Origin of the sequence: Rhizobium sp. BR 315 (assembly GCF_050577975.1) — a bacterium.
Taxonomy (GTDB): domain Bacteria; phylum Pseudomonadota; class Alphaproteobacteria; order Rhizobiales; family Rhizobiaceae; genus Rhizobium; species Rhizobium miluonense.
Genome location: NZ_JARWKZ010000016.1, coordinates 53,749 through 67,437 on the forward strand (window position 1 = coordinate 53,749; position 13,689 = coordinate 67,437).

The 13,689-nt window shown below is 60.5% G+C and carries 11 protein-coding genes; 5 read left to right on the forward strand and 6 right to left on the reverse strand.

The window, feature by feature from the left end; translation table 11 throughout:
• Positions 1 to 98 precede the first annotated feature (98 nt).
• The 5 genes from apnL to oiaX all read right to left on the reverse strand — a co-directional run bounded on the left by apnL (position 99) and on the right by oiaX (position 6,750).
• A complete protein-coding gene (gene apnL, locus QD409_RS17355; RefSeq protein ID WP_092854700.1) occupies positions 99 to 1,952 on the reverse strand; it encodes a D-apionate lactonase in 1,854 nt (617 codons plus the stop codon).
• Positions 1,949 to 2,983, reverse strand: a complete 1,035-nt coding sequence (locus QD409_RS17360) for a Gfo/Idh/MocA family protein (protein ID WP_092854702.1) — start codon at positions 2,981 to 2,983, stop codon at positions 1,949 to 1,951. The genes apnL and QD409_RS17360 overlap by 4 nt, the downstream gene beginning before the upstream one ends.
• Before the next feature lie 100 nt (positions 2,984 to 3,083).
• Entirely contained in the window at positions 3,084 to 3,911 is an 828-nt protein-coding gene (locus tag QD409_RS17365) for a phosphogluconate dehydrogenase C-terminal domain-containing protein (RefSeq protein ID WP_092854704.1), read from the reverse strand.
• 242 nt (positions 3,912 to 4,153) lie between these two features.
• Positions 4,154 to 5,488, reverse strand: coding sequence for a four-carbon acid sugar kinase family protein (locus QD409_RS17370; protein WP_092854714.1), 1,335 nt, complete (start codon positions 5,486 to 5,488; stop codon positions 4,154 to 4,156).
• Positions 5,489 to 5,493: 5 nt separating this feature from the next.
• Positions 5,494 to 6,750, reverse strand: a complete 1,257-nt coding sequence (oiaX, locus tag QD409_RS17375; RefSeq protein ID WP_092854706.1) for a 3-oxo-isoapionate-4-phosphate decarboxylase OiaX — start codon at positions 6,748 to 6,750, stop codon at positions 5,494 to 5,496.
• A 175-nt stretch (positions 6,751 to 6,925) separates the two neighbouring features.
• On the opposite strand from oiaX, the gene QD409_RS17380 reads away from it, so the two are divergent.
• From QD409_RS17380 to QD409_RS17400, 5 genes are all read left to right on the forward strand, one after another.
• On the forward strand, positions 6,926 to 7,630 hold the full coding sequence (locus QD409_RS17380) for a transcriptional regulator NanR (protein ID WP_092854708.1): 705 nt from the start codon (positions 6,926 to 6,928) through the stop codon (positions 7,628 to 7,630).
• A gap of 327 nt (positions 7,631 to 7,957) precedes the next feature.
• Entirely contained in the window at positions 7,958 to 8,971 is a 1,014-nt protein-coding gene (locus QD409_RS17385; RefSeq protein WP_430763216.1) for an ABC transporter substrate-binding protein, read from the forward strand.
• A 250-nt stretch (positions 8,972 to 9,221) separates the two neighbouring features.
• Positions 9,222 to 10,235 (forward strand): ABC transporter substrate-binding protein, encoded by a 1,014-nt coding sequence (locus QD409_RS17390; protein ID WP_092855527.1) that lies wholly within the window; start codon positions 9,222 to 9,224, stop codon positions 10,233 to 10,235.
• A gap of 91 nt (positions 10,236 to 10,326) precedes the next feature.
• Positions 10,327 to 11,145, forward strand: a complete 819-nt coding sequence (locus QD409_RS17395; RefSeq protein WP_092855525.1) for an ABC transporter ATP-binding protein — start codon at positions 10,327 to 10,329, stop codon at positions 11,143 to 11,145.
• 13 nt (positions 11,146 to 11,158) lie between these two features.
• Positions 11,159 to 12,040: an ABC transporter permease gene (locus tag QD409_RS17400; RefSeq protein WP_092855523.1), complete on the forward strand. Its 882-nt coding sequence runs from the start codon at positions 11,159 to 11,161 to the stop codon at positions 12,038 to 12,040.
• Positions 12,041 to 12,312: 272 nt separating this feature from the next.
• Here QD409_RS17400 and QD409_RS17405 read toward each other — a convergent pair whose 3' ends face one another.
• A complete protein-coding gene (locus QD409_RS17405) occupies positions 12,313 to 13,680 on the reverse strand; it encodes a sensor histidine kinase (protein ID WP_425348572.1) in 1,368 nt (455 codons plus the stop codon).
• Positions 13,681 to 13,689 lie beyond the last annotated feature (9 nt).

Genomic DNA, 13,689 nt, shown 5'->3' on the forward strand with positions numbered 1-13,689 from the left:
GAGCATCAACCGCCATTTAGAGATGGGACGCCGTAAGAGCTGGTCGGCGTCCGCTTTGTTCCCGATGACGACCACCCGTCGCAGCCGTTCGACCGATTTCAATGAATGAGCGGCAGCGTCGCAGTTGCAAACGGAGCGACCTCGACGAACATGGCTTCGGCACCGCATGCGCCGCAATCGACCCTCTGCGTCTTGCTGGTCAGATTGACGGCGTAGAGCGTCGATCCCGAACCATCCTTGACGATAACGGCGAGGAACTCCGCCGGCGCCGTCGAGATACATTCCTGCCAGACCGCGCCTGTCAGCCTGGACAGCGTCCGCACCGTATTGAACAATGGACGAGGGAGCGCCCGCTCCATCGGTTCGTCACCGTCGGCAATCAGGCCAAAAGGCCCCGTCAGCGCAGACAGCGTCAAGCATTCGAGATGAGCGTCAAGCACCCGGATGGCGTATCCAAGAGCGAAAGCTTCTGCGAAGCGCCCGTTTTGACGGGGGTCTCGGTTGGCCATCGGGATCCGCTCACCCGATGGGTTTTCCATTGTGCGACTACCGTAGGGGTTCTGCCGCATCGGGATCGTCGATGGGCCGATCCGATATGGCATGTCGCCGTAGATGGCCCGCACGGAACGGGTGATGAAGGGCAGGGCCTCCAGCGTTTGCATGACACTGAGATCGTCGGCGGCGTGCACGATGGGGTTGGTGCAATGACTGACGAAGCCAAGCTGCCTGGCCGGAACGCGCTTTCGATTGAGCTCGGTGAAGTAACTCAGCATGCCGCCACCAATCCGAATGCCGGGAAACGCGGCATGAGCGGCGGCATAGACCTCGTCAAGCGGTGGGCAGTCCGGCCATTGGCTGCCCGGCGGCGTCGATTGCCTGTCGACCGAGGGCGAGACCATGATCGCATCGGGCTTGAGGCCGGCCGAATGCATGAGCCGGGCAATGTCCGCAGCTTCCGTGGATGGACTCTGCCTGCAGGGAAGGGCGATCTCGAGCGTCGTGTGCCCAGGATGGATCGTGGCAATTTCCGCAAATCGCCTGAGGTCGTCACCGCTGTGACCGGCACCGGGATCGAAATGGAAAATAAGCTCTTTTGGAGCGATCTCCGACAAGGCCTCTCGCGCGGCGAGTGTCGCTTCGGCTTCCTCTGGAGTGATGGCAAGCCCGATTGCCGGCATGACGCCGGTTCGATGTCCTGGTTCAAGCCTGATCATGTCGTTCGGCGACGCGTGGCGGCTCGACTGGCTGACGCGTCCATCCTTGATGATCAGCGATGTTCTCTGGCCTGCGGGTTCGTCTATTGCGATCCGATAGGGCCAGGGGAGCGCCAGCGGTCTGACATAGGTCTTGTAGGAAGCGTCGGACCAGTTGCGCTGGTCCTCCATTTCAAATGTATCCCCCTCCATGCGGCATTCCACAGTGACGCCGGGCATTGCGGTATGGGTGATGGCGCGCATGTCCTTGAACGGCTGCCATGGATCGATGAGATCGGGAAACCGGGTCGTCTCGATCGTCCCATCAACGTGTTCTACAATGGCCGACATGCCCGCAACGCCGACGATTGGGTGAAGAATGCAGAAGCCGCAGCGGTTGGTCTCAAAGCCGGTGTATGAGATGGCTTCAGCCTCGAAGTCGAGCCGATCGGTTGTACCTGCGATGCGGACGTCGATGGTGAGCTCGGTCCTGTCGGGACCTTCGAGACGCGCCCGATAGGAGACTTCGAAGTAACCTTCGCTGTCTTCGATTTTTAGATCGGTGATCTCTGGACTATACGTGCCCCAGTCACGGTCACGGACAAGATAGGAGACGGCGCGAAGTACCTCGATCCCGTCATAGCGAATGTTGCGCAGATTGCCGCTCGCAAGATCCGCTTCAAGCCTTCCGGCGCGCAATTGAACGGGTGGCGCTTCAACGTCGCGGGTGCCATAAAGTTGGAACGCATCCGCCGTCATCGCAGCATCGCCTCGACATCGACCGTCAGGTGCCCGGCAGCACTGTCATAGGCTGCCTCGACAAGAGCGAATGTCTTCAGATTGTCGGCACCCGACGTCGAATGTTCGCCACCTCGCTTCAGCTGATCGACCCAGTGCTGCTGGATCGCATAGACGCTTTCCTGGATGTTGTGCCAAGGCCGCGAAGCCCAGGATAACAGCTTGGGGGATACGTCAAGCGTGTGCGTGCCCCGAGCATTGGTCACCTCGAGCTGGTAGCCTGGAGTAAGCCGGATGGTTCCGTCGGAACCATCGAGTTCTATCAATGTCTCGGGGAAAGGCTCCCTCGAAAGCTTAGTGACGTAGCTGACGTCGACGATCGATGTCGCACCGCTTTGATGGTCGAGCAGGATGGTTGCCACATCCTCGCCCTTGATTTTTGGGTTGACCCGTTTTGTTCGGGCCGTGACGGCGCGGACGTCTCCGAGGATATAGCGGGCGATATCCAGGGTATGGATACCCAGGTCCTCGATGATGAAACGATCCTGTGCGGCGAGATAGGGCTGACCCGAGAAGACGTCGTAGCCCGAGCGAAACGAGAACCGGCCCCAGAATGGTACGCCGATCGCATTCTCTTCGAGAGCCTTGCGGACGGCCTGGATCGGGGCCTGCCAACGGAAATTCTCGTGAACCATCAGGGGAATGCCGGCGTTTTGGCATGCTTCCACCATGGCCTTTGCATCGGCAAGCGACTTGGCAAACGGTTTCTGGCAAATGGCAGCAATCTTGTGCCGCGCCGCCAACTCGACAAGCGGGCGGTGGCTCTGGACGGTCGTCGCGATGTCGACGAAATCAAAGCGGCCATCGGAAAATAGCGCCTCGGCATCGCTGTACCGCCGTTCGATCCCGAATTGATCGCCGACTGTCTTCAGGCGTTCAGGGTCGCGATCGCAAATCGCGACGATCCTGGCGCCCTCGACATCGTTCCAGGCATGCATCTGGTTGACTGCGAAGAAGCCGCAACCGATCAATGCACCTTTCAAGTCCGTCATTTCAATCTGCCTTTGCCATCTACAATGAGAGGAGCCGACCGACCAAAATCGGTCGGCTCCGACCGAGCGTGTTAGGCGAGGCCCTGCCTCGCCATCTGTTTCAGGTGATGCGCCGGATGCTGTCGGCGATCTCCTGAGGTTCGAAGACCCTTTTCCAGTCATCGCGCATCAAGGCGGGAATACCGAACTCGATGGCCTTGTTGCAGGCATCCGAGAACACTCCATCGACTTCTCCGAAGATGACGGCGCCGAGAACGTTCATGTGGCCGAGCAGGAAATCGCGGGCAGCTTCTTTGGGCACGCCACGCGCCACGCACTCATCCATTGCCTGGCGCATGACGACGAGCAGTGAAGCGCACACCGTCTCGGAAAGCCCCGGCTCCAACATGGCCAGCTGATCGACAGTCACCCGATGCGAACGCATGACCGGTGCCCAGATGACCTTGGCGATCTCTTCTCCGAGTTCGTAGGCGCTTTCAGGTCCCTGCATCAGCGCCGAGACGATGTGCTGCTTGGCAAAGAGGCCACCGAAATGGTCCTTCTTGGCCTGCATCTCGGTCTCGTCGTTGAAGATCGGCGGGTGGCAGGGATGGGTGACGAAATAAGTAAGATCGTCGCGCTTGGGCAAGTGACCCGCAAAGGGTGCCGCTGCGTCGAGAGCGACGACCATAGTGCCGGGCTTCAGCTTGTCTGCAATACCGGCAGCGACCTTGCCGATTGCCGTGTCAGGGACTGCGAGGATGACAACTTCGGCTCCATCGAGCCCGGCCTCCGCCGAGACGCAATCGATGCCGAGATCATTTTTCAGGCGTGCTTTGCCGGCATCGCTGAGTTCGATGTGGCGAACATCGAAGCGCGAGCCTTTGAAGTTCTTGGCAAGACGATAGCCCATTTTGCCGCCGGCGCCGAAGAGGGCAACTCTAGTCATTTTCTCTGACCTTTCAGATGCTGGATTTGAAATCACGCCGATACGGTGGACAGATCACCATATCGTTGTGGCCACTCAGGCGCTGGCATCCGAAAGACCACGGGTGCCAGCGCCCCAATTCAACGATGGACTTCGGCAGATCAGATGGATCTTGCGCCCGCACGTCGTACGAAGCGCGCGCTTTGCGCCGCTCGATTTGCCTGCTCCTTAACGTTGCCTGGATTGCCAGGGCGATCGATCATCTAGGATCTCCTTCCGTTGCGGATCTGGGCGAAGTACCCATCGGTTCCGATCTGTCCGCCCTTGAGCGCAATCTGCAGCCCATCGGTGGGCACGTATGTTCCATGGGCAACGCAGAGCGGAGATCCGGGCGTCTGTGGAAGAGGCAAAAGGGTCGTCAGAGCTTCCACGCGCAGTTCCGTCAATGCGTGACTGGACGTGTCGCCGCCGGCAATGACTGCGCGCTTGAGGCCTTCAGCTTCCACAAGCTGGCGCAAAATCGTCCCGAGGGCGCGACTGAGCCGATGCCGCGCGTCTGGAACGTCTTGAAGCGCCTTGCCGACGTCGGAAGATGGTCCGAGCGCCGTGTGGACAATAACACTCCTGCCGTTTCTGAGCTTCTCGCGGCCGGCAGCGACGGCGGCCTGAACCGCTTGTGTGCCCTGCGATGTGGCAAGCGCGAGCGGATCGACCGCAACCGCATCGAAGCCCTGTTCGAGGGCGGTCCGGATCTGCCGTTCCGTCGTCGGCGAAACGCTTCCTGAGACCACGGCCAGTCGATCGACGGCACCGACGTCGGCGAACCCGGCGCCTGCCTTCAGTTCGCCCTGCTCCTGCAGCGCCCTTACGATCGCGTACTCCACTCCGGACGAACCTGCGACGAACGTGCCCACCTTTCCCGTGACGCGGAGCATCTGTCGGCCGGCCGCCAGCTGTGTGTCGGCGGAGTTGACGTCGATCATGAGTATGCCGGCATCCGTGGCGACGAGTTCGTCGATGCGGTCGTCGGCGTCGGGAGCCGTGATGACAGTAGAGTCCGCCAATGCGACGGGAACCTCGGTCTGCATCGCAAGATGCCGCACCAGGTCCGCCTCATGCATCGGCGTTACCGGATGGCGGCTCATGACCGGGTGGCGGTCGATGCGAAAGGTGCGGCCCTGGTAAGCGGCAAACAGGTTGCCGAAAGCCGTATAGCGTTTCAATTGCGGGGCGCCGACAATTACAGGCACGGTAGACTGATCGAAGACCCCGCGACCGATTTCGATCGCTTTTCCGATGTTGCCGATCTTGGGACTGGAATCGAACGTCGAGCAGACCTTGTAGTGGCAAATGCTCGCCCCGAGGGATTTCAGCCATTCGAACGCAGGTGTCAGGTGCGACTGCATCCATTCCGGCGTCTCGCTTCGGCTCGTTCCGGCAATGCCGATCGCCTGGCATTCCTTGAAGCGGCCGCGCATCTCGGAGGAAGGAACCCCTAGAAAGAGCACCGTCGCAACGCCGTTCGATGCCAAAGCTTCCATCACGTCCGTCGAGCCGGTGAAGTCGTCGCCGTAGTAGCTGATGAGGGGGGCCGTCATCTTTTTCACGCGTCTCTGCCATTGCCGAATTTCGCGATAGAGGCGGCGAGCTCGCGATGGTCTTTTGCGTAGATCTCCAAGGGAATGTCAGCCACGGCCGCCTGCCAGGCCTGCTGCACGGCGCGAACGCCGGCTGCCGGACCACCGGGGTGGCTGACAATGCCTCCGCCGCAGAGATAGAGAAGGTCGGTGGTGCGGCCGGTCCGCTGATATGTCTCGGGCGCCTGCCCGCCCCATTGGCCGGAGCCAACAACCGGAAGCGGGCAATCCGACCGATCGAAGAGTGGGGCGCTGACCGCCTCGAAGGAGGAAACGAAGCTCTCGTCCGGCTCCCAATATTTGACCTTGATGCCGTTGATCTGAAACTGGTCGACGCCAAGGAGGCGCCAGAATTGCTGGTAGACCTTGAAGTCCAGGCCTGCGCCCGGATGACGTGTCAGCACGTCCCAGCCGTTCCGGTGAGCGTGCAGCACCAGATTGGACCGCTTACGCAGAAAGCTCATGCCGCCAAAGCCAATCGAATTGATGTTGATGACCGCGCAGTTACCGCCGGCCTTGGCGACGATATCGTGGTTGCGCATCATCTCGTCGGGATCGGCGTGCGAGATGCCAAAGGCGTACATCACCTTCTTGCCCGTCTTCTGCTCGTGATCGAGAATTCGCGGCATGATCGCCATAACCCGGTCCTTGAGCGGCGAGTAGGCCGGGCTCATGAGCTTCTCGTCATCCTTGATGAAATCTACGCCGGATTCGATTAGTTCGCCGACAAGGTCTGCGGTTTCGTGCGGACGAAGCCCCAGCGCCGGCTTGACGATCGTGCCGATGATCGGGCGCCCTTCGACGCCGGTCAGGCGACGGCTGCCGGGAATGCCGAATTGCGGTCCGGGATGCGCGTCCTTGAAGGCATCAGGCAATTTCATGTCGACGATGCGGATGCCTGTCATACCCTTGATGGAAAATACGCCGCCGATCGCGATGGTCATCAGCGCGGAGAGATCGGTGCCGATCGCGTCCAGAGGAAAGGCAATGTCGACGTCGGCGCGGCTAAGGCGTGTGCCAGGGGCTACCTCCGGCCAGGTCGGCTGGTCCCCGTCATCAAGTGGGCGGACCGCCAATACCCGTGCGGCAACCCGCAACTTCAATTCCTCGGTCTCGCCGGGGATCGACACGAAGGTTCCGGTCGACTGATCGCTTGCGATCTTGTCCGCCATAGCCTCGACGCTGCCTGATGTCTCGATGCGGTAAGTCAGCGTAATCATCATCGAATGCCAGTTGCTCCTCTCGCCAGATCAAATAGTCGTGGCGTCAACTCGTTAGCTGGTATAATGAGTATTCCATGTGATTGGAAGCGAAAATTTTAGAAGCCGTAATTTCGGGCGCTTTGCCCCGAGACGCGAACGTAGTAGGAGGAGGGAAGATTTGAGCCAGCGGAACCCAATGACCCAACCCATCGAACAAATCGTGCGTCGGAAGCTGTCCGACGAGGTATTCGATCGACTTGAGCGAATGATCACATCAGGTGATCTCAAGCCTGACGACGAAATGCCTTCCGAACGTGTCCTGATGGAGCGATTTGGCGTCGGCCGCCCTGCCATTCGCGAAGCGATGCAGGCGCTGGCCGCCAAAGGTCTCGTAAACATTTCTCATGGCGAAAGAGCCAAGGTTCTCAGGTTGACGGCGCAGTCGATATTCCAGCAAGTCGACCTGACGGCGAAGATCATGCTTTCCCAGTCGCACGACACGCTCGAACATCTGAAGAGCGCCCGGATTTTTTTTGAGCGCGGCATGGCCCGCGAAGCGGCTCAGCGTGTGTCCAAGAACGACATCGACGATCTGAAGGCTATAATTCAACGTCAGCGAAGCTCGATTGGCGATGCAGACAGCTTCATCGACGCGGATATGGAGTTTCACACGCGTATCGCGAAGATCTCTGGAAACCCGATATTTGTCGCCTTCAGTGAAGCAATGCTTGCCTGGCTGAAGGAGTATCACACCGACATGCTGATTTGGGCGGGCAAGGAGAAATTCACGCTTGTCGAACACGAGGAAATCGTCAGCCGGATCGAGCAAAGCGATGCCGACGGCGCGGAGAACGCCATCTTGAAGCACTTAGAACGCTCCCGTGCGCTCTACGGCAAATGACGACGACCGTATCAGGATCGGTCGACAGCTAAGTAACTTGGCGCTGTGGTCGGTTTCTGCGGGGCGCTGAAGTCGTCAGACTGCGGGACCATCGCTGATATGGTCCAGTCCCCTGAGCGTGGCCGCATATATTTCAACCGAAGAAGCCGTCTTGGCATGCGCAGCAATTTGTACGCTCGGTCGAAACAAAGGCTCAATATTGCTGTGCTCGATGTCCCATTGAAAGCTGACTGAAAGGTTGGTGGCGCTAGCGTGCTGAAGCTTCGAGGAGGAAGCGTGCTGTGCGGCGATCAACTGCCCCGGCACACAAATGGAGAGGAAAACTAAATGCGTGCATCAAACGTTCTCAAATATTCGGTGGCACTTTCCCTCGCGATGACTGCGGCGTCGTTTGCGACGACGGCTGCACAGGCGGCCGGCAAGATTTCCATCATGGTGGGCGGCTACGAGAAGCAGATCTACCTGCCGGCCAAGCTTGCCGAGGGGCTCGGCTATTTCAAGGATGAGGGTCTCAGCGTCGAGCTTCTGAACGAGCCCGCGGGCGTCGATGCCGAAAAYGARATGCTTGCGGGCGCCGTCCAGGGCGTCGTCGGCTTCTACGATCACTGCATCGACCTGCAGGGCAAGGGCAAGTTCGTCGAATCCGTCGTGCAGTTCAGCCAGGCGCCCGGCGAAGTCGAGCTGGTGTCGGCCAAGCATCCGGAGATCAAGTCCGCCGCCGACTTCAAGGGCAAGAACCTCGGCGTCACCGGCCTCGGTTCCTCGACCAACTTCCTGACGCAGTACCTGGCCGTCAAGAGCGGCCTGAAGCTCGGGGAATTCACCTCCGTTCCGGTCGGCGCCGGCCAGACCTTCATTGCCGCCATGCAGCAGGAYGCCATCCAGGCCGGCATGACGACGGAGCCGACGGTCTCGCGTCTCYTGAAGACCGGCGAGGCCAAGGTTCTCATCGACATGCGCACGATGGCCGGAACAAGGGCSGCGCTGGGCGGAACCTATCCTGCCGCGTCTCTTTACATGCAGGAAGCGTGGGTCAAGGATCACAAGGAGGAAACGCAGAAGCTTGCGAATGCTTTCGTCAAGACGCTGCATTTCATCAACACCCACTCGGCCGCCGAGATTGCCGACAAGATGCCGAAGGACTTCTATGTCGGTGACAAGGAAGGCTATGTGAAGGCGCTCGAAAACGGCAAGGCGATGTTCACGCCCGATGGCGTGATGCCGGAAGATGGTCCGAAAACCGTTCTCGCCGTGCTTTCCGAATTTTCCAAGAACGTCCAGGGCAAGTCGATCGACCTGGCGAGGACCTATACGACCGAATTCGTCAAGAACGCCAAATAGCGCGGAGCATCGTTCCCGGTCTTAACCGGGGGTGGGTTTCACGTCTGATCCGGAAACAGAAGACAAGCGCCGGCGGCCATATATCTGTGCCGCCGGCGTCCACGTAATAAAATTGCAATGTCGCCTTGGAGGGGTTGCGTGCTGAAAGCTGACTGAAAGGTAACCTACGTTAGGTTCGCTGAGCTTCGTGGAGGAAGCGCCTTTTCTGCAGCGTCGCATGGCGCAACGATCTAAATAGGAGGAGACATTGATGCGTCCATCGCGCACGTTTTTTCATACCGTAGCCCTTTCCCTCGTCATATCAGCTGCTTCCTTCGCTGCCACGGCAGCCAACGCCGCTGACAAGATCTCCATCATGGTGGGCGGCTACGAAAAGCAGATCTATCTGCCGGCCAAGCTCGCCGAATCCCTCGGTTACTTCAAGGATGAAGGCCTCGAGGTCGAGCTTCTCAACGAATCCGCCGGCGTCGACGCCGAAAACCAGCTGCTGGCAGGCGCCGTTCAGGGTGTCGTCGGCTTCTACGATCACTGTGTCGACCTACAGGCCAAGGGCAAGTTCATCAAGTCCGTCGTGCAGTTCAGCCAGGCACCGGGCGAAGTAGAGCTGGTTTCGGCCAAGTATCCGGACATCAAGTCCTTCGCCGATCTGAAGGGCAAGCGTGCCGGCGTCACCGGCCTCGGCTCCTCCACCAACTTCCTGACGCTTTACATGGCTTCCAAGGCTGGCCTCTCGCCGGCTGATGTAACGCCCGTTCCGGTCGGAGCAGGCCAGACTTTCATTGCCGCCATGCAGCAGGATGCCATCCAGGTGGGCATGACCACCGAACCGACCATCTCGCGCCTACTGAAGACGGGCGAGGCCAAGGTTCTGGTCGATCTGCGTACGCTCAAGGGCACCGAGAAAGCGCTCGGCGGTACCTATCCGGCGGCTTCGCTCTATATGGATGCCGCATGGGTCGATGCCCATAAGGAAGAGGTTCAGAAGCTTGCGAACGCCTTCGTCAAGACGCTGCGCTTCATTCATACCCATTCTGCCGCTGAAATTGCCGACAAGATGCCCAAGGACTTCTACGTCGGCGACAAGGACGGCTACATCAAGGCTCTCGACGCCGGCAAGGAAATGTTCACGGCCGATGGCGTGATGCCGGAAGATGGTCCGAAGACCGTTCTCGCCGTGCTCTCGCAGTTCTCCAAGAACGTGAAGGGCAAGACGATCGACCTGTCGAAGACCTATACGACGGAATTCGTGAAGAACGTCAAGTAAGCAGTCATGCCGCTGCTTCCGGCCGGTTCCGGAAGCGGCAGTTCACCGGGCTTTGCGTGCACGCCCGAAGGCACGCGTCAGGATCAGCAATATGCAACAGGATGAACGCCGCACCCCGGCGATAGAGCTCATCAATGTCAGCCGCCGCTTCGTATCGCCGACCGGTAAGTCGCTGACCGCACTTCGCGATTTCAACATGACCGTCGAGCGCGGCGAATTCGTCGCCGTTGTGGGACCGACGGGCTGCGGCAAGTCGACGACGCTCAATCTCGTCACCGGCCTTGCCAAGCCGAGCGCCGGCGAGGTCCGCCTGATGGGCGGCCCGGTCAACGGCATCGACCCGCGCGTCGGCTTCGCCTTCCAGACGGATGCGCTCTTCCCCTGGAAGAATGTCATCGAAAACGTCATGGCCGGCCCACTGTTCCGCGGCAAGTCGAAGGCCGAGGCCGAAAAGACCGCCAAGGACTGGCTCGCTCGCGTCGGGCTTTCGAAGTTCCTGCATCACTATCCGCATCAGCTCTCCGGCGGTATGCGCAAGCGCGCTTCGCTGGCGCAGACCTTCATCAACGAGCCGGAAATCCTGCTGATGGACGAGCCGTTCTCGGCGCTCGACGTGCAGACCCGCACGGTCATGCATGAAGAGCTTCTGAAGCTCTGGGCTGAACGTCAGGCTTCCGTCGTCTTCGTGACGCACGATCTCGAAGAAGCAGTCGCCCTTGCCGACAAGGTTTATGTTCTCACAGCCGGTCCGGCCACGGTGAAATCGGTCTATACGATCGACCTGCCGCGCCCACGCGTCGTCTCGGAAATCCGCTACGAGCAGAACTTCATCGATTATTGCAAGACGATCTGGGACGACCTGCGTGAAGAGGTCGAAACCAGCTATCGCCGTGCCGCAGAAGCGGCATAAGGGAGGATTGATCATGGCAAACACAGCTCTCGAAGCAGGCAATGCTCCGATCTTCCGCGCCGGCACCTCGGACGCGGAAATCGAAGCCGCAGCACTGAAGGCGATGACACGCCGCAAATACGTCGTCGTGGCTTGGCAGATCGGCATTCTGCTTGGCATCCTCGGCCTCTGGCAGCTCTCCTCCGATCTGCACTGGATCGATCCGTTCTTCTATTCCAGCCCCTATGGCATTGCGCTGCGCCTCCGCGACTGGATCACCGAGGGCACCGAGAGCGGCCCGCTCTGGTATCATCTCGGCGTGACCATGGAAGAAGCGCTGATCGGCTTCGTCATCGGCTCGGTGACCGGCGTTCTCGTCGGTGTCGCCCTCGGCCGCAACAAGCTGGCTTCCGACATCCTGTCGATCTACATCAAGGCGATCAACTCGATCCCGCGTGTCGTTCTTGCGCCGATCTTCGTGATGATCATGGGTCTCGGTCTGCCGTCCAAGGTGGCGCTCGCCTTCATCATGGTGTTCTTCGTCGTGTTCGCCAATGCCTTCCAGGGCGTTCGCGAAGCCGACCGCAACATGATCGCCAATGCCCGCATTCTCGGCGCTTCGAACTGGCAGGTCACCCGCAACGTCATCCTGCCCTCGGCGATGAGCTGGATTTTTGCAAGCCTGCACATCTCCTTCTCCTTCGCCATCATCGGCGCCATCGTCGGCGAGTTCGTGGGATCGCTGGCCGGTATCGGCTACCTGATCTCGATCGCCAAGGGCACCTATGATGCGGCCGGCCTCTATGCCGCGATCATCCTCGTGATGGTCGTCACGCTCGGCGCCGAATATGTGATGACGCTCATCGAGAACCGCATTACCCGCTGGCGTCCGCAGCAGAGCCTCGACACGCACTAAGCCGCCAATTACTGGCACCTCCCAAGGCCAGGGCCGGGCATCTTGCCCGGCCTTTTTTTGTTGGTCTGCACGGAGGCCCCCTCTCCCCGCAGGCGGGGAGAGGGCTGGGGTGAGGGGCCGCGGGCTATCGACTTGCGGGAGAGTTATGATCGGTTTCGCATGGGAAGAGCTGTAGAGGTGCTTTTACGGCCTTCTGCGAAAAGCCCCTCACCCTAACCCTCTCCCCGCCCGCGGGGAGAAGGACTATCCCGTGATTACCGCCGCCTACACCTTCAAATGGCAGGAAGCCGCACGCTAACGAGCAGCCCGCCGCCGGCCGCGTCGCCAAGCGTGACCGAGCCGCCGGCGCCGTCGACCACTTCGCGGACGATTGCAAGCCCCAGGCCGCTGCCTTCCGGGTCCGTGCCCATGATGCGGTAGAAGCGCTCGAACACCTGGGCGCGCTCGGCTTCGGGAATGCCCGGTCCATTATCCTCGACCCATAGCAGAGCCGTAGCGCCTTCCCGGCTGATGCCGACCGTGACCCGACCGCCCGTCGGCGTGTAGCGCAGCGCATTGTCGATGAGATTGACCAGCATCTCGCGCAGCATGGTGCCGTCGCCTTCGATGCGCACCGGCGTTTCGTCTGTCTCGAGCCCAAGATCGATGTTGCGGCGCAAGGCTTCCTCGGCAAGCGTTTCCAGCACCCGTCGGGCCGTTTCAGCGAGATCGATCGTGTCGTTCCGCGGCCGCCGGCTGCCGGGTTCGGCGCGCGAAAGCGTCAGGAGCTGGCTGGCAAGCCGGGTCACATGCCGCGTGCTGGAGCGCAATGCGGCCAGCGCTTCGTCTCGGCTGCGATCATCCGTCTCGCGTGCGGCAACGCTTGCCTGTGTCGAGATAAGGGCGAGCGGCGTGCGCAGCTGATGGGCGGCATTCGAGACGAAGCGGCGTTGCGCCGCCATCTGGTTCTGCACGCGCTCCATGTGATCGTTGAGGGCGTGAACGAGCGGCCGAAGCTCGTTCTGCACCATATGGGGGTCCAGCGGATCCAGGCGCTGGCGACCGCGCTCGCGAACGGCGTCACGCAGCCGCAGCACGGGAGTGAGGCCGCGCTGCAGGCCGATGATCGTCACCAGGCCGGCAAGCAGCACAAGCGCGAGCTGTTTTGTGAAGTCCGACAGCCACAGCCTGCGGCGCATGGCATACTGGCTGTTGTGGGTGACGGCAACGGCGACGGAAATCGTACCGTCCTGATCGAGGCCGACCACAGGATGGCTCAACATCAGCATGCGGACGCCGTCGGTCCGAAACGTCCTGTCTTCGCCGATCATGTCGCGCTTCGGCCGAGGCAGATCCGGGAAACCGGCCACGAGGTTTCCCCATGCAGTTACGACCTTGTAGAAGACGCGGTCGCCATAGCCTGTGTCGAACATTTCCAATGCGGCAGGCGGGATATCGATCTGCACGCTGCCGCTGGCATCGACACGCACGGCCTCCGCGATCACACGCGCCGAAGCGAGCAGGGTGCGGTCGGTGACGAGATTGGCCGTCGCGTCGGCGGTCCGGAAGCTGAGATAGAGGTTGACGCAGATCGCTCCGATCAGTGTCAGCACGACCCAGGCGAACAATTGCGCCCGCAGGCTGCTCGTCACCGCGCTCATGGCTCGCCT